The organism is Bradyrhizobium sp. AZCC 2230 (assembly GCF_036924495.1).
Lineage (GTDB): Bacteria > Pseudomonadota > Alphaproteobacteria > Rhizobiales > Xanthobacteraceae > Bradyrhizobium > Bradyrhizobium rifense.
Genome location: NZ_JAZHRS010000001.1, coordinates 2,484,334 through 2,500,572, shown reverse-complemented (window position 1 = coordinate 2,500,572; position 16,239 = coordinate 2,484,334). Strand labels below are relative to the sequence as shown.

The window sequence follows — 16,239 nt, the reverse complement described above, 5'->3', positions numbered from 1 at the left end:
CAGCGATTTCCAATCAACCAGTCGATCCCGCGCAAGACCCGGCGGGGAGGGTGCGATCGGCAACAATCTGTGAGTAGGAAGTGCGATCGCTCGCATTTAGTGATGCCATGCGTCCGGGAGATTATTGCTCGGAGGACTGCTTGTCGGCCGTCGCCTTCGCCGCTGCGGCCTCGGCGTCCTTCCGCCGCTGCCTTGGCGTCCTCAGCAGCCTTGGCGGCCGCAGCCGCCTGCAAAGTGGGTGACGACGTCTCTGCCGCCGCTCAGTTGCACTCTTCAATTGGCCCGCCAGGAGAGCCCGTACGGTGATACCACGGGACGCTAGCAAGCCGACAGCCAGGCTTTACCGGGCGACAGCCCGCATTGTTACAAATCATTTGACCGGATGCAGACGGCTTCGCGGGTGCAGTCTCGACCTTCTTCCGCTCGTCGTCTCGCTTCTTGGCGTCCTCGCGAGTCGCGACGGGCTTCTTGTCCTGCACCTTCTCGCATTCATTGTCGCCGTTGACGCGATAGCCGGCGCGGCATGCGATCTTGACGCAAACATCGCCGTCGGCCTTGAAGCCGTGATCGCACACCAGCGGGCAGACCCGACCCTGTTTGCCCTTGATCGCTTCAAGAGCGTCGAAGCTCGCCAGCTTCGGATCAAGCTTCGTCCCGGTGTATTTGTTGAACAGGGTCAGCGCGCGCTGCGCCGAGGCGTTCCATTCTCCGCCCGACGCATCGGTCAGGCAACCGACGCGACGGAGTTCGGACTGCACCAGCCTGGCAGTTTCCTGCGGCGAGAGACTGGGCGCCGACTGAGTTGGGGCAAGCGCGGCGACTTTCTGCTCGCCGTCTCGCTGAGCCTTTTCGGCCGCCTGTTTTGCGGCCAGCTCGGATGCCGCCTTGTCGGCGGCGATCTTGTCGGCAAGGGCCTTCTCGGCGGCTTGCTTGTCGGCCAGCGCTTTGGCCACGGCGGCCTCGGCGTCTTTCCGGCGCTGCTCGGCGGCGGCCGCCTTGGCTTCCTCGATCTGCTTGGCCTTCTCCGCCGCGATGCGAGCGTCTTCGGCGGCTTTGGCGGCGGCCGCGGCCTTGTCCTGCTCCGCCTTCTTGGCCCGTTCCGCCGCGAGCCGCGACTTCTCCTCTTCGGCCTGTCGGGCCTTGTCCGCCGCCGCAGCACGCGCTTCTTCGGCTGCAATCCTGCTTAACTGCCCCTTGGCGAGACTGGCGTAGAACCCGTCAGGATATTGCGCGAGAAAAGCGGTCCAGACCTCTCTGGTGCCGATCTGGAGCGCCAGCTCATAGTCGCGGCGGACGGCATCCTGTGGGTTGGCCTGCGGTCCGGCGACGACCGGCTTCGCTGCAACCAGCGGCACGTCATCGCCGCCGAGCGAGCCGTACACATACGGCTCCTGCTTGTTGCCGGTGGTCTTGAGGACGTCGTCGCGGACGAAGCGGAAGGCTTTGCCCAGGTCGAGCCCCGGCGTCGGCAGACGCTCGACCACAGCGGTGGCAAACGGGCTGTTCTTCGTATCGCCGTCCGAGGCGGTCGAGCCTGCCTTGGCCGCGAAGGCAATCATCGTGTTCGGGCTGGTCGGCTCGACCTTGGCGAGGCCGCGGCCGATGGCACGCGCGGCCACGGTCCGCTTCATCGTTTTGGCAAAGGGATTGTCGCGGCAGGCATCCAGAATGACGAGGCGCAGTTGCTTGGCCGGCTCGACGGCGAACAGTGCGCGGTCGAGCGCAATCGTCTCGTCGAGTACGTCGCCGTCGGTTTCCAGCGCAGCATCGGTGGGGATCAAATAGTTCGTCCCGTCCAATTCAATGCCGTGCCCGGCATAATAAATGACTGCAATCTCGGCATCGCGAGTCCGGCCCGCGAACTCACGCAACGACCTGCGCATGTCGGCGGCGTTGAGGTCGAGCCTGACATCGACATTGTCGAAACCCGCCTTCCTGAACATGCCGCCGACCAAAGTGGCAACGTTTGCGGGGTTCGCGAGCCTCCCCACGTTCTTGTAGGCCGAGTTGCCGATGACGAGCGCGACGCGCTTCTCGGCCAGTGCAGAGCCGGTCCCAAGCCAGGTCGCAAGAATTAACAAAACAAACAGCCGAAGCCGCATTCCAGCCCCCGAATGCAATAACGTCAGATTATTCGCAGAATGGCCAAATGCAATCCACGATCAGTGATGTTTGTCACACAGCCCGCGGCCATTCAGGCAACCGGCTTCGGGTGGAAAATGCGTGGCCGCATCGTTCGAGGCGATCGCGCCATGATGCCATCATGCGCCTGTTTTGCCCGACGGGTCAAGTCAAAATTCGAAAAATACGAAATTTTGAAAAGATGAAGCCATGGCAGGCGCTTGGCTACTGTGCATGGGGTTGTTTTCGACTCTTGTTGCGGAGGCTCCGCGCTCAGCTTCGCGGTCCGCGCAACTGCGTCGTCAGCTTCTCGATCGCGTCCGCGACGTCACGCCATTGCGACAGCCAGCTGCGCGGAAAGCGGAAGGTGAGGTCGGCGCCATCGATGCGGCGCTCGGACAGGCACATGCCGGGTGTGGTCCCATCACGCGTGCAGCGCGCCGTCAGCGCGGGGCTCGTCGCGGAATAAAAATCCTCGCTGCCATAGGGCGTGTCGCTGCGGAACATCCGCATCGTCAGCCCGTCGTCCGGTGCCGCCGCAGCCTGGTCGAAATAGCGCGGATAGATCGTCGCGGTTCGCTGCTCGGGCGACAACGCATCGTGATGCGCTGATATCGACAGGAAGATGCGGTCGATCGGCTGCATCGCCGTATCAACCGTATCAGCCGTCACGTGCCGCGGCCCGTTGGGCGCTTCCAGCGAGGGATAGAGGAAATCGAGATCGATGCGCTCCTGCGGTCCGGAGTGCCGCTGGATCTTCATCCGGATCGCCGGGATCGGCAGGTTGAACAGCGTTCCGCCGACGCTGACGGGCAGCTTGTCCGGCGCGTCCGCACCGCCCGTGCTCCAGGTCGGCCACAAGAGATAGGCAACCAGCGCGATCGCGCTCGCCGCGAAGACGCCGGTGAGCGCAAACGGGACGAGATGCGTGCGCATCCTTGCGCCTGTCCTGGAAGAGCGAGGGGAGGTTGCCGAAAACACCGTCATGACGTCGCGCAAATGAGCCCGGGGGTCGGCCGGTGGCCGACGAATCACCGGCGAATATGCCACGCGGCGGCGAGTTCGCGGAAGGTTCCCGGCTACCGGGAACGGGGGAGGGCTCTGCGCGGGCCGGGCGGCAGCATTAACCTTCGCTTAAGGATAATGTAGCGTTAACCGGCACGATTTGTCACAGGAAGCTACCGGCGTTGCGTATGGGCGGACTGTTCCGATGACACCTGAAGCTTTCAATACTCTCTTCTCGATCTGCATCGGCTTCGCGCTCGCGGGCGCGCTCGCAAATGGATACCAGGCGATGTCGCAACGGCCCGCAGGCTTCGGGCTGTTGCAGGAGGGCGTGGCCCCGAAGACATTTGCGGCGGTGCCGTTCCTGGTATTCGCGGCGCCCTTCATCATCATGCGCAACACGTTCCGCGGCATGCGGCTGGAAAGCCGCCGCTTCGAGTTCGTGATGATGGCGACCGTCATCGCCGGCTTCTGGAGCATGATGAGCGGCACCTTCTTCCTGATGACGCTGCGCGCCACCGGCGTGCTGGGCTGACGCGCTTTGCAGGGCTGCCTGCGCCGGCAGCCCTTTGCCTGTTCGTCGTCGTTTCGCTATGGCTTGGGTTGACGCGACAGGAGACCTCCATGGCGATCTACGAGCTCGACGGGCAGGCGCCCGATCTTCCCTCTGACGGCAATTACTTCATCGCGGAGACTGCGACCGTGATCGGCCGCGTGCGCCTGAAGCCGGGCGCGAGCGTCTGGTTCGGCGCGGTGCTGCGCGGCGACAATGAGTGGATCGAGATCGGCGAGGGCGCCAACGTGCAGGACGGCTCGACCTGCCACACCGATCTCGGCTTTCCCATGGTGATCGGCAAGAACTGCACCGTCGGCCACAACGTCATCCTGCACGGCTGCACCGTCGACGAGGGCGCGCTGATCGGCATGGGCTCGATCGTGATGAACGGCGCGAAGATCGGCCGCAACAGCATCGTCGGCGCCGGCTCCGTCATCACCGAGGGCAAGGAGTTTCCCGAGCGCTCGCTGATCATCGGCTCCCCCGCGCGCGTCATTCGCACGCTCGACGACGCCCAGGTGCAGAAGATGGGGAGTGCTGCGCGATTCTACGTCGCCAACGGTCCACGCTTCAAGAAGGGCCTGAAGCGGATCGGCTGACGCCGGTCCTTTGCCGGGCGCGCATCACAGCGGTTCCCGAACCGTAAAAATACCGCTCGGAACTTTAAGTCTCCGCTAGCGCGACCGTGCCTATCCTGGGTTGTTGTCACCAGGAGGAGCAGCGCCATGGCTGCCGCGGCGCTGGGATCCCGGTTCGAGGCCGGATCCCAACTATTGAAGAAGTTCGTTCGCTTCGCGCGCGGTACCGACACGCTCAGCGTCGCGGAGAAGGTGTACAGCATCGCGGGCTTCCTCGCGATCGTCACCATCTTCCTGCTCGTGATGTCGGTCCAGACGGTCCGGTTGCAGACGACCTATCGGCACATGCATGCCACCTCCGCGGAAGCCGCGATCAACGTCGGACGCATCAATGCGCTGATCTACGCCATCGTGATGGAATCGCGTGGCATCTACATGTCCGGTGACCGCGGCGCGATGAAGCCGTTTGCCGACGGGCTGGTGCGGCGCAACCGCGAGCTCGCCGGCGCCGTGAAGAGCATGGAGCGGACCGTCGGCGACGACGACGCCGAGCAATTGGCGAGCTTCCGTCAGCGCATCGCGCAATTCATCGACTTCCGCCAGGAGCTGGTACGACGCGGGCTCGAGATCAGTCCGGCGGCCGCGCGGGAGTGGGGCGACAATGATGCCAACCGGACGCTGCGCAACAAGCTCAACGTCGACCTCGAGACGCTCGAACGCATCTACCGGCAGCGCGCCAGCGATGCCGACGAGCTCGCGAACGAGAACCGCTATGCCGCGGCCTATCTGTTCATGCTCGGACTCGTCGCGCTCGTTCTCGCCGGCCTCAATGTCGTCGTGATGCGGAGCTCGGTGGTCGGTGCGCTGGCCGAGATCACGCAGACGACCGACCGGATTGCGGACGGGGACGTCAAGAGCGAGGTGCCACATCTGCGCCGTGATGACGAGATCGGACGTCTTGCGCGCGCCGTGCAGAACTTCCGCGACGCCGTCGCGCGTGTCTTCGAGCTCGAAGAGCTCGAGCTCGGCACCGCGCAGGCGCGCGATGCCGCAATGACCGAGCGCGACCAGTTCAACGACAAGTACCAGGCCAAGAAGTGGCAGCTCTCGGCAGCGATCAACAGCATGCCGCAGGGTCTGATCATGCTCGACGGCAAGGCGGCCGTGGTCGCCATGAACGCCAATTACCGGCGGATCTACAATCTGCCCGAAACCATCCAGGCTGGATCGACGCTCGAGGAAATCCTCCAGCACCGGGTCAAGAGCGGGCTGTTCAGCGGCGATGTCGCAAAATATGTCGCGGCCGTTCTCGAGCGCATCGCCAAGCGCGAGCCGATGGCCTATGAGATCAGCCTGAACGACGGCCGCACCATCAAGATCTACGAGCGTCCGATGGATGGCGGCGGCTGGGTCTCGGTGCAGGAGGACGTCACCGAACAGCGCCAGCGTGAGCGCATTCTCGAACGCATGGAGCGCTTTCTCGCCACCATCATCGAGAACGTGACTGAAGGGATCATCGCCAAGGATGCACGCAACCAGCGCTACGTCTTCGTCAACAAGGCGGCCGAGAAGATGATCGGCATGTCGCGCGGCGAGATCATCGGCAAGACCGCGCGGGAATTGTTCTCCGCCGAGGCGGCCGAGCTGATCGAGCGGCGCGACCAGCAGCTTCTCGCGCAGAAGCAGCAGCTCGAACCGATCGTGGATACCATCGACAATCCGACGCGCGGACGCCGCGTGATCTCGGCCCGCCGGGTCCAGATCGGTGGCGCCGGCGAGGAATCCCACATGTTCGTGACCATGGTCGAGGACCGCACCGAGAAGATGGTGGCAGCGGCATAGCGGCTGCCATTGTCACTTGGTCTTCTTGGCTTTACGTCGCGCCGTTGTCTTCTCGGCCACGCTGTCGAGTCTCGCGCTCTTGCGCAAGGCGTCTCTGAGGTCGATGGGGATGCCGTGCTTCTTCAGGAGGTCGGCGAAGGCCTCGTCCGCGAGCTCCTGAAACGTCGCCATCCTGTCGCGCCCCAATTGCTTCAGCTTGTCGAACGTATCCTCGTCGAACGCGATCAGTTTGCGCATGATCGTTTCTGCCTCCCTGTTTCAAGCGGATGTGACGGGCTTGGTTCCGGAACCTGAGTTTGCCGCAGCCGTTGATGAGGCAAGGAGAATTTCCGATGACCAGATCGTCCGCAAGCGCTTCCATCAAAACCTTGATCGTGATCTTCGCACTCGCCGCGACGCCGGCGATCTCGTTCGCGCAGACGACCGGCGGCTCGACCGGATCGAGCTCCGGCGTCGCCAATGCGCCGGCGCCGCCGCCCGGCACCAACCGTTCGGGTACGGCGCAATCCTCCGGCGCGAACACGGCGCCCGGCGTCACCACCGGCTCGGCTTCGGGCGCGAACGCCAGCGCCGATGCCACGGTGAACGCCGAGAACCAGCTGCTCGACAGGAAGATGAAGAGCATCTGCCGCGGCTGCTGACGCTCGCGCGGAAGTGAGCCACCGCGCCTATCATCAATGATCGCGTGACATTAGCTTGATCTCTCTTTGGAATGTGGAGCGTCTCCACGCGGAGGATGAGTTGATGTTACGCAAGATGATCATGGCCGCGCTGGCCATCGCGGTGGTCGGTCTCGCAGCGCCCCAGGCGGCGCAAGCGAGGGGCGGCTTTGGCGGAGGCGGCCACATCGGTGGCGGCGGCCATTGGGGCGGCGGAGGCGGCTGGGGCCATGGTGGTGGCTGGGGCCACGGCTGGCACGGCGGCGGCTTCTGGCCGGGTGTCGCAATCGGCGCCGGCATCGCGGGCGCCGGCTATTACGGCGCCTATGGCTACGGCTATGGCGACCCTTATTACTACGGCGCCGGCTATGACGATGGCGGCTATGGCGCGCAGTGCTACCTCGTGCGGCAGCGCGTGATGACGCAATGGGGCTGGCGCGTCCGTCGCGTTCAGGTCTGTGAATAGGGACTTGCTATGAGCGCGGGTGCCTGGCCGAGGCACCCAAATACCGCGGCACTAAAAAACAAGGCCGTTGACGCAGTATACCGTCAACGACCTTGCCAGCCCCGGATATTAAAATCGGCTCACGCCATCCGGTATGGGCGAGCATCGCGCGGAATCATACGGACGAGTGTGATCCATTTCACAAGTGGCAAAAATAAAAGGGAACGACCCGGGATCCAATCAGCCGCGTGAGCGTTTGCGGGCGCTGGCATGGACGCGGTGACGCACCGGTTTCCTTGGGGTAACCGAGGTATCCGCCTCGGTGGAGCGGACGCTGGCAAAGGATTGCCGCAGACCGTCGATGGATTCGTTCAAGCTGGCGACCTGGTCCGACAGGCGCTTGGTGTCGGCCTGCTGCGAGGCGAGCAGCTTCTTCATGGTCAAAAGCTGGTCCTGCACGACCTGGAGCTGGTCGATCGATTCCTGCTGGGTCGCTTCCAGCCCCTTGGTCTTCTCGACGAGCTGCTCCGAGGCCTGCGCCGTGCGCGCCTGAAGCTGCCGCGATGCGACCACCCGGTCGGTCTCGGGCGCTGTGCCGGTATAGGCGCGCCAGATCGCGATCGAGGTGACACCGGCGATCAGCAACAGCAGCGCTGCGGCCGTCAACGCGATCGGCTGGGCACCGAGACGGAGGAGGGAAGTGGACGGTGTGTCCTCTGCGAGATCGATCATCGCTGACAAAACCCAAATTGAAACTTGGTGAGTGGCGAAGAGCGGCAGCACAAGAACGCAGAACAAGGCGGCCGGGGGCGTCCCGAAAGCGTTACAGTTCAGCAACAAATGGGACGAAAAGGTGGCCGCCGGTGGAAAAAGCGCAATTGACCCAAGGCGACGGTTCTGGCGGGCGAGAGCGGCACGCCCAAAAGAAGTCCCGCCCAGGCCAAATTAGGGTTGATCTGAGAGTATCAGGGTACGGGAGGCTTAAGGCTGAAACGGCGCAAACGGGCCTGAATAGGTCTTCGAACGCGGCACCGCGTAGGGGCCGAGCCGGGATGTCGTCAGATTGAGCCGCACCAGTCCCTCGGCCAGCGTCACCGCGGCCGCAACGCCGTCGACCACCGGCAGGCCGTGGGTGGCGGAGAGCTCGGCGGCGAGATCGGCCATGCCGGCGCATCCCAACACGATGGCTTCGGCGCGGTCGTCGCGGATCGCGGCCGTGATCTCCGCTGAGATTTTGCCAAGGGCGTCAGCGTTGCGCTCCTCGAGCGCGAGCACAGGGACCTCGGCGGCACGCACGCGGGCGCAGCGCTCGGCGAGGCCGTATTTTCGCAGATTATGCTCGATCGGCACGATGGAGACGCCGAGCGTCGTCACCACCGCAAAGCGCGCCGCGATCAGGCTGGCGACGTGAAAGCCGGCTTCGCCAATGCCGATCACCGGCGCCTTCGCCACAGCGCGTGCGGCGTCGAGGCCGGTGTCGTCGAAGCAGGCGATGATATGCGCGTCCGCGCCGTCGCGATCGGCCTCGCGGATGCAGCTGAGCATGCCGGGGACGGCGAAGGCTTCGTCGTAAAATCCCTCGATCGAGACCGGCCCCATCGTGGGCTGGCGTGCATCGATCACGGTGTCGGGCAGCGCGATCGCACGCGCAGCCGCGGCGATCTTCGCCGTCATCGTGGCAGTGGTGTTGGGATTGACGATGTGCAGTCGCATCGCAATTAGACATGCCCTTTGCCGGCGTCCGAGCCCTTGGCCGCCTGGCGCTTGTTGAGCATGTGGATGGTGCCGAGCGCAAGCGTGATCACCGCAAAGGACACCGCGGAGATGATGGTGCCGAGCGCGTAGATGTCCGGGTTCGTCACGGTCGTGGTGAGGCCCTGGAGATCGAGCGGCAATGTATTCACCGCGCCGATCGCCTGGCTCGAGCGCGCGAGCTCGTCCCAGGACAGCGTGAAGCCGAACAGGCCGATGCCGATCACCGAGGGCAGGATGATCGGCAGCACGACATGACGGAAGGCCTGCCACGGCGTCGCACCGAGATCGCGCGCGGCTTCCTCGAGTCTGGGATCAAAGCGGTTGAAGATCGCAAACATGATCAGGAGGCCGAACGGCAGCGTCCAGGTCAGATGCGCGCCGAGCCCGGAGGTGAGCAGGCCCATCGAGGTCTCGAAATTCTCGTTCCAGTGCGCCTTGATCAGGTCGTCGATGATGCGGAATTCGAGCGAGATCCCGAGCGAGGTGATGATCGAGGGAACGATGAGGCTCGCGATCGCCGAGTAGAACAGAATGCTTTGCGCTTTGAACTTCCGGCGGAAAGCCATGCCGGCGGCGACCGACAGCACGACGGTGGCAGCCATCACGATGAGGCCAAGCAGCAGCGAGCGACGGAAAGCCGCGCCGAGATCGACGATGCCGGTGCCCTGGAACAGTTTTTGGAGCCAGAAGGTCGAGACGCCATTCATCGGGAAGGTGAGGCCGCCCTGCGGTCCCTGGAACGACAGCACGTAGATCGCGATCATCGGGCCGTAGAGAAACAGCACATAGGCCCCGAAGAAGATCGCAAGCACGTAGAATGAGCGCGGGCGTCCTTCCTTCATCGCCTACAGCTCCTTCTTGATGTCGACGATGCGCGACATCATGGTGATGATCAGGAACGTAATGATCAGCAGGATCACGGCGTTTGCGGCCGCGGCCGGGAATTGCAGCGCGTTCACCCGTGTCTCGATGATCTTGCCGGCAGAGGCAATCTGCTGGCCGCCCATCACGCCGATGGTGATGAAATCGCCCATCACGATGGTGATGACGAAGATTGAGCCGATCACGATGCCGGGCTTGGCGAGGGGGATGATGACGTTGACCAGCGTCTGGAAGCCGGTGGCGCCGGCGTCATAGGCGGCCTCGATCAGCGACTTGTCGATACGCACCATCGAATTGAAGATTGGCACCACCATGAAGAAGGTGAAGAGGTGCACCAGCGCCAGCACCACGGAGAATTCGGAGAACAGCAGCCATTCCAGCGGCTGGTTGATCACCCCGCTCTTGATCAACCCGGAGTTCACCAGGCCGTTGCGACCCAAGAGCGGAATCCAGGCGATCATGCGGATCACGTTGGAAGTCCAGAACGGGATCGTGCAGAGCAGCGACAATCCCATCTGCCAGGTCTTGGACTTGACGTGGAAGGCGAGGAAGTAGGCGACCCAGAAGCCGATGAAGAGCGTGATCGCCCACACCATCACGCAGAGCTTTAGCGTCTTCACATAGGTTCGGCCGATCGTGCAGAGATCGGGCAGCTGCGCGATGCAGCCTTCGAACGTGTCGGTGTAGCCGCGGCCGGAGAAGGTCGGCAGCAGTTGATATTCGTTGTAGTCCCAGAACGAGACGATGACGACGAAGACGAGCGGGATCAGGAAGAAGGCGAGAAACACCAGCATCATCGGCCCGGCCTGAAGCCAGGAGATGAAGGAGGGCGACAGGCGCGCCGCTTTTGCAGGGCGCGCCGTCTCCGATCCCCGGACCAGGTCCGGGGATGGCTGTTGCAGGATGTCTTCCGACGTATCCATCACGCGGCGATGAACTCGTTCCACTTGCGGACCATGTAGTCGTTCTCGTCCATCACGGCGTTCCAGCACGCGACGCCGCCCATGCGCTCCTCGTAGGAGCCGCCGTCACGCACGGCGCCTGCCTTCTCCAGCAGCGAGCCGTCGGGCGCCTTGATGTCCTTCTCGGCCGGCTTGCCTTCCATCCAGTAAGCCCACTCATAGGGCTCCATGTTGGCTTTCGCGGTCGAGAGCACGGCCGAGTAATAGCCCTGGCGGTTGAGATAGGCGCCGGCATAGCCGGACAGGAACCAGTTCACGAACTCATAGGCCCAGTCGAGCTTCGGACCCGAGACGCCCTTGGAGACGCAGAATCCCGACGCCCAGGAGCGATAGCCTTCTTTAAGCGGCTGGAAGGTGCAGGCGATGCCCATCGAGCGCACCTTCGTCACCGCCGGCGACCACATCGACTGGATGACGGTCTCACCCGAAGCCATCAAGTTGACGCTCTCGTTAAAGTCCTTCCAGAACGCGCGGAACTGGCCGGCCTTCTTCGCCTCGGTCATCACCTTCATGGTGAGATCGATCTCTTCCTTGGTCATGTTGCCCTTGTCGGCATATTTGTACTTGCCGGTGGCTTCCACGACCATCGCGGCATCCATGATGCCGATCGAGGGGATGTTGAGGATCGAGGCCTTGCCCTTGAACTCGGGGTTGAGCAGTTCAGCCCAGGAGCTGATCGGGCGCTTGATGATGTCGGGGCGGATGCCGAGCGTGTCGGCGTTGTAGACGGTCGGGATCAGCGTGACGAACTCGGTCGCCGTCTTGGAGAAGGTCTTGGAGTCCTTGCCTTCGAGATACAGCACCTTCCAGGGCGCGGTGCCCTGATTGCCGATCTTCTTGCCGCCGGGCGTCTCGCCCTTGGTGAAGACCGGGGTGATGTTATCGAATTCTTTGATCTTCTTGGAGTCGAGGGCAAGGATGTTGCCCGACGGCACCAGCTTCTTCAGCGAGAAATATTCGGTGTCCAGCACGTCGAAGGAATTCGGCTGGGTCATCACGCGCTTGGTGACGTCGTCGGTGGTCGCGGTGATGTATTCGATCTTGATGCCGGTGTCCTTCAGGCACTGCTTCGAGATGTCGTCGCCCTCGTTCACGGCTGTGCCGAGATAGCGCAGCACCTTCGGTTCTGCCGACATCACGTAGGGGAAGCCGGTGATCGCCCCGGAGCCGGCGGCAAGGCCGGCCAGACCTGCGGTGCTCTTGAGTAGCGTGCGGCGGCTAACGCCGGTCTTTTTGGTGGTCTCGGTCATTCCAATCACTCCTCTGTGTTGCGCATTTTCTAAGATGACGGCGCTATTGCAGGCGTTGCGCCTTGGCGGGATCCCAGGTGACCAGCACGCGATCGCCCGGACGGAACGGGTGGACGTCGAAGGTGGCTTCGGAAACGTGGGCGAACAGGGCGGTGCCGTCGTCGAGCGTGAGCGAGACGGCGACGTAGGAGCCCTGGTACTCGGTCTGGGTCAGCAGCGCCGATGCGCCGAACGCGCCGTCAGTGACCGGCTTGATGCCGAGCTGATCGGCGCGCACGGCGATGAGGTTGCCGGCGTCGCTGAGGACGTTGTGGCCGCCGATGAAGCGCGCCACGAATTCGGTGCGGGGATGGTGGAAGATGTCGCGGGCCGTGCCCTGCTGCTCGATCTTGCCCTGGTTCATCACCACGATGTGGTCGGCGAGCGCCATCGCCTCTTCCTGGCCGTGGGTGACCTGGATGAAGCTGATGCCGAGCTCGCGCTGCAGCCGCTTCAGCTCGCCGCGCATCTTCACCCGCAGGAACGGATCGAGTGCGGACAGCGGCTCGTCGAGCAGGAGGATCTGCGGCTCCGTGATCAGGGCGCGGGCGAGCGCGACGCGCTGCTGCTGGCCGCCGGAGAGCTGGGCCGGCAGCCGCGCCGCATAGGGCGTCATGGCCACGAGCTCAAGCAGTTCGCCGGCGCGCTTGTGCCGCGTCGCACGGTCGACGCCGCGCATTTTCAGGGCAAACGCAACATTGTCGAGCACGCTCAGGTGCGGAAACAGCGCATAGGACTGGAACATCATCGCCGTGCCGCGCTTGGCCGGCTCGAGATCGGTGACGTTCTGCGGGCCCAGGATGATGTCGCCCTCGCTGACCGCCTCATGGCCTGCGATCATGCGCAGGGTCGAGGTTTTGCCGCAGCCGGAGGGGCCGAGCAGGCAGCAATAGGTGCCGGCGGGAATCTTCAGATTGACGGTGTCGACCGCCAGCGTCGTGTCATAGCGTTTGGTGACGGCGACCAGTTCGAGAGCGGCAGGAGTGGCCATGGCGTGTCCGCGAGAGGGGCAATGTTCCGCCTCTCTCCGCAAGGTCCGTGCCAACAGCGCAAATTTGGTCGAATTTAAAAACTGTGCAGCGGAGTCAGGTCGTTAGACCGAATCCGGTGTGGTTGTGCGGCGCACGGGCCGGGTAGGGATGTGCACACGAAATGGGCGAAGATTGTATAAAGTTTCGCCTGTGATTGGATACAGCTCGTCGATTACCATCAAGACTCAGCGTCGTCGACCGAGCCCTCAAACCCAGTCCTTCGAACGAATGGCCGCCAAATCCCGCCCGAAATCCGATGCGCCCGACGTGAGCGATCGCGTCAGCCGGATCAGGGAGGGCGTGACTGCGGCGATCCTCGAGCATCGCCTGCTGCCGGGCACCAAGCTCGGCGAAGACGAGATCGGCGAGATCTATGGCGCGAGCCGTACGCTGGTCCGCACCGCGCTGCAGCAGCTCGCGCATGAGGGCATCGTCAACATCGAGAAGAACCGCGGCGCCTTCGTCGCGCGCCCGACGCCGGCGGATGCCCGCGAGGTGTTCGAAGCGCGTCGGCTGATCGAGCCCACAATCGTCGATCACGCTGTCGACGCCGTTTCGCCCGCGTGGATCAATCGCCTTCAGCAGCATCTTGCCGAGGAGCGCGAGGCGGAGCTGCGTGGCGACGCGCGCGCCTCGGTCCGGCTCTCCGGCGAGTTTCACCGGCTCATCGCGGAGATGAGCGGCCACAGCATCTATCTCGGCTTCCTGAAAGAGCTGATTGCGCGCTCCTCGCTGATCATCCTGCTCTATCGCCGTCACGACACGCCGGCCTGCGGCACCGCTCATCACGCCGAGATCGTTACCGCGATCCGCAAACGCGACAAGCTGGCTGCGCGCGCGCAGATGCTGTCGCATCTGAACGAGATCGAGGCCGAGCTGTTCCTGAAGGATCCCGCTGCCGACGAGTTGCGGCTCGCAGACGTGCTGGGCGCGTAAGCGAACCGCGTCGGCCGGTCAGGGCAGCGAAGATCCTTCGTTGCGCCTGACGATCTTCAGCACCAGCAGAACAGCACCAATGACCAGCAGCAGCACACCGATGAAAGTCGTGCCGCCGGATTCAAAGGTCACGCCGACCGCGGTCAGCAGGCACCCGATAATGATTGCGAAGAGCCCGCCGAGTTTCTTGACGAGCAGGATGGGTCCGTCACTTGCTTGTGCCACCATGTTACGCCTCGCGACTTGCTGCGCGGTCTGTGTTTAAGCCCACCTCTCGCCCCATTGGTCTCCTGTCGCGCAGATCGCCCGATCGTACGCCTGTCAGTTTGAGTTGCAATCTTGCGTTGTCTTGAGGTCGCGCGCGATGCTCGATCTTGATTAGATTTCGATGCAAGCGAGGCAGCTTCGCTGACTCATTTGCCAAAATTTCCCGAGTAAATGCTTCGCGAGAGGTATCTCATTCGGACTCGTATGGCTGAATTGCAAAATCGCTCTATAGTTGCAAATTGACTTCGACGGACCATGAGCATCAACTTACGGTCGCGCGGTGAGTTCTGGATCTGTTTCGGCAACAGCCGAATCCGTTCCGCGGAGTAGTGCAATGGCGTCGCGTTCGGCCGTCGAGGAGCGGGAACCGGCCTATGTCTCGACCGGCCACCTGCCGGCTCCAGACAATGTACAGTCGCTGGTCAATGAGGCGCAGCGGCGCTTCAAATCAAATCGCGATGGTGAGAATTCGCAGGTCTATCCGGCGCTTGCGCGGGTTCCGAGCGAGTTGTTCGGCGTCTGCGTGGTCGGCACCAGCGGGAGTGTCTATGGCGCCGGAGACGTCGACTACGAATTCTCCATCATGAGCGTGTCGAAGCCGTTTCTGTTTGCGCTGGTCTGCGAGACGATCGGGCCAGAGGAGGCGCGGGCGAAGCTCGGCGCGAATGCGACCGGCCTTGCTTTCAACTCGCTCGCCGCCATCGAGCAGGGCAGCGGTCGCACCAATCCGATGGTGAATGCCGGCGCCATTGCAACGACCAGCCTCGCGCCAGGTGCCACTGCTGAAGCGCGGTGGAAGTTCATCCATGACGATCTGTCGCGCTTCGCCGGCCGCGAACTGCCCCTCAATGAAGAGGTCTATGCGTCAGCGTCGCAGACCAATTTCCGCAATCGCAGCACCGCACGGCTGTTCAACCTCACCGTCTTCTTCTCGGCGATGCTGATCGTCAATTTTTTCGATCGGCTGACGCCGCGGCAGATCGGCCGTTACGGCTTTGCGCTCTGCACCATCGCGCTGGTCTGGCTCGCCTTTGTCGTGCGCAACGACTGGAGCGAGGTCCCCGTGCTGTTCGGGCTCGTGCTGTTCGGCATCGGCCAAGGCTCGCTGGTGACGCTGCTATTCAACGTTCTGGTGACGGCGTCGCCGAAGGCGCTCGCCGGCGATGTCGGCTCGTTGCGCGGCACCACGCAAAATCTCGCCGCGGCGCTGGGCACGGCGGTCGCGGGGGCGCTGCTGGTCGGCCTGCTCAGCAGCATTGCGCTCGGCAAGATCACGGCGAGCCCGGTGCTGACGCCGGAGCTCCAGGCGCAGGTCGACCTTGGCAACATCACCTTCGTCAGCAACGATCGACTGCGCAGCGCGCTCGAACGCACCAACGGTACGCCGGAGCAGGTCGCGGAAGCTGTTCGCGTCAACACCGAGGCGCGGCGGCGCGCGCTGAAGATGGGACTGTTGATCATGGCCGGTCTCGCGTTGATCGCGATCATCCCGGCGGGACGGCTGCCGAACTATCTGCCGGGCGAGATTCCGGGCGATGAGGCTGCTGCAAAAACGTGAGTCCGAGAACGGGCCGGGGACTTGGAAGGAGATTGCCATGAGTGAGATGGATCGCCGCGACGCGCTGCGTATCATGTTTGGAGGCGTCATCATCGCAGGTGCAGGCGTGAGCTTGTGGCCGCAGGATGCCGCTGCTTTGGCGGATGCGTCGCCACTCGATCAACCAGCTTCGATCAGACGCGAACCCGCGGGACGGGTTTATGCGCAATCGACCCGGCCAAGGCCGCCGGCGCACCGCCCACCTCATCGGCCACCACACCGGCCGCCATCATGGCACCGGCGGCGCCGGCGTTGGGTGTGCTGGTGGCATCGTGGCCGCCGTCATTGCGGCTGGCGTTGGCATTAACCGAGGG

At 63.5% G+C, this 16,239-nt stretch carries 17 protein-coding genes; 7 read left to right on the top strand and 10 right to left on the bottom strand.

Annotation, left to right across the window (positions count from 1 at the left end):
* Positions 1 to 260: 260 nt before the first annotated feature.
* Together V1280_RS12240 and V1280_RS12235 are read right to left on the bottom strand one after the other, a co-directional pair.
* Positions 261 to 2,102: a caspase family protein gene (locus V1280_RS12240; RefSeq protein ID WP_334523624.1), complete on the bottom strand. Its 1,842-nt coding sequence runs from the start codon at positions 2,100 to 2,102 to the stop codon at positions 261 to 263.
* Between the two features lie 292 nt (positions 2,103 to 2,394).
* Entirely contained in the window at positions 2,395 to 3,108 is a 714-nt protein-coding gene (locus V1280_RS12235; RefSeq protein ID WP_334523621.1) for a hypothetical protein, read from the bottom strand.
* Between the two features lie 223 nt (positions 3,109 to 3,331).
* Between V1280_RS12235 and V1280_RS12230 the strand changes: the two genes are divergently transcribed.
* The 3 genes from V1280_RS12230 to V1280_RS12220 all read left to right on the top strand — a co-directional run bounded on the left by V1280_RS12230 (position 3,332) and on the right by V1280_RS12220 (position 6,102).
* Positions 3,332 to 3,661 (top strand): DUF6949 family protein, encoded by a 330-nt coding sequence (locus tag V1280_RS12230; RefSeq protein ID WP_334523618.1) that lies wholly within the window; start codon positions 3,332 to 3,334, stop codon positions 3,659 to 3,661.
* Between the two features lie 89 nt (positions 3,662 to 3,750).
* On the top strand, positions 3,751 to 4,281 hold the full coding sequence (locus V1280_RS12225; RefSeq protein ID WP_334523615.1) for a gamma carbonic anhydrase family protein: 531 nt from the start codon (positions 3,751 to 3,753) through the stop codon (positions 4,279 to 4,281).
* Positions 4,282 to 4,407: 126 nt separating this feature from the next.
* Complete coding sequence (locus tag V1280_RS12220) at positions 4,408 to 6,102, top strand: PAS-domain containing protein (RefSeq protein ID WP_334523612.1); 1,695 nt, start codon at positions 4,408 to 4,410, stop codon at positions 6,100 to 6,102.
* Between the two features lie 12 nt (positions 6,103 to 6,114).
* Here the strand turns inward: V1280_RS12220 and V1280_RS12215 are convergent, their stop codons facing one another.
* Positions 6,115 to 6,339 carry a hypothetical protein gene (locus V1280_RS12215; protein WP_334523609.1) on the bottom strand — a complete coding sequence of 75 codons (225 nt, stop codon included), beginning with the start codon at positions 6,337 to 6,339 and terminating at the stop codon, positions 6,115 to 6,117.
* 95 nt (positions 6,340 to 6,434) lie between these two features.
* On the opposite strand from V1280_RS12215, the gene V1280_RS12210 reads away from it, so the two are divergent.
* Complete coding sequence (locus tag V1280_RS12210; RefSeq protein WP_334523606.1) at positions 6,435 to 6,743, top strand: hypothetical protein; 309 nt, start codon at positions 6,435 to 6,437, stop codon at positions 6,741 to 6,743.
* A 103-nt stretch (positions 6,744 to 6,846) separates the two neighbouring features.
* Positions 6,847 to 7,227 (top strand): hypothetical protein, encoded by a 381-nt coding sequence (locus V1280_RS12205; protein ID WP_334523603.1) that lies wholly within the window; start codon positions 6,847 to 6,849, stop codon positions 7,225 to 7,227.
* 219 nt (positions 7,228 to 7,446) lie between these two features.
* Here V1280_RS12205 and V1280_RS12200 read toward each other — a convergent pair whose 3' ends face one another.
* From V1280_RS12200 to V1280_RS12175, 6 genes are all read right to left on the bottom strand, one after another.
* Positions 7,447 to 7,938 (bottom strand): hypothetical protein, encoded by a 492-nt coding sequence (locus V1280_RS12200; protein ID WP_334523600.1) that lies wholly within the window; start codon positions 7,936 to 7,938, stop codon positions 7,447 to 7,449.
* A gap of 249 nt (positions 7,939 to 8,187) precedes the next feature.
* Positions 8,188 to 8,919: an aspartate/glutamate racemase family protein gene (locus V1280_RS12195; protein ID WP_334523597.1), complete on the bottom strand. Its 732-nt coding sequence runs from the start codon at positions 8,917 to 8,919 to the stop codon at positions 8,188 to 8,190.
* Between the two features lie 5 nt (positions 8,920 to 8,924).
* Positions 8,925 to 9,803, bottom strand: coding sequence for an ABC transporter permease (locus V1280_RS12190; RefSeq protein WP_334523594.1), 879 nt, complete (start codon positions 9,801 to 9,803; stop codon positions 8,925 to 8,927).
* A gap of 3 nt (positions 9,804 to 9,806) precedes the next feature.
* Entirely contained in the window at positions 9,807 to 10,766 is a 960-nt protein-coding gene (locus tag V1280_RS12185) for an ABC transporter permease (protein WP_334538275.1), read from the bottom strand.
* Complete coding sequence (locus V1280_RS12180; RefSeq protein ID WP_148778738.1) at positions 10,766 to 12,055, bottom strand: ABC transporter substrate-binding protein; 1,290 nt, start codon at positions 12,053 to 12,055, stop codon at positions 10,766 to 10,768. The genes V1280_RS12185 and V1280_RS12180 overlap by 1 nt, the downstream gene beginning before the upstream one ends.
* Positions 12,056 to 12,098: 43 nt before the next feature.
* Positions 12,099 to 13,085, bottom strand: a complete 987-nt coding sequence (locus V1280_RS12175) for an ABC transporter ATP-binding protein (RefSeq protein WP_334523587.1) — start codon at positions 13,083 to 13,085, stop codon at positions 12,099 to 12,101.
* Between the two features lie 268 nt (positions 13,086 to 13,353).
* Here V1280_RS12175 and V1280_RS12170 point away from each other — a divergent pair, with 268 nt between their 5' ends.
* On the top strand, positions 13,354 to 14,061 hold the full coding sequence (locus tag V1280_RS12170; protein WP_148778740.1) for a GntR family transcriptional regulator: 708 nt from the start codon (positions 13,354 to 13,356) through the stop codon (positions 14,059 to 14,061).
* A gap of 18 nt (positions 14,062 to 14,079) precedes the next feature.
* On the opposite strand, the gene V1280_RS12165 is transcribed toward V1280_RS12170, so the two are convergent.
* On the bottom strand, positions 14,080 to 14,289 hold the full coding sequence (locus V1280_RS12165) for a hypothetical protein (protein ID WP_334523582.1): 210 nt from the start codon (positions 14,287 to 14,289) through the stop codon (positions 14,080 to 14,082).
* Positions 14,290 to 14,662: 373 nt separating this feature from the next.
* On the opposite strand from V1280_RS12165, the gene V1280_RS12160 reads away from it, so the two are divergent.
* A complete protein-coding gene (locus V1280_RS12160) occupies positions 14,663 to 15,886 on the top strand; it encodes a glutaminase (protein WP_334523579.1) in 1,224 nt (407 codons plus the stop codon).
* Positions 15,887 to 16,239: the final 353 nt, after the last annotated feature.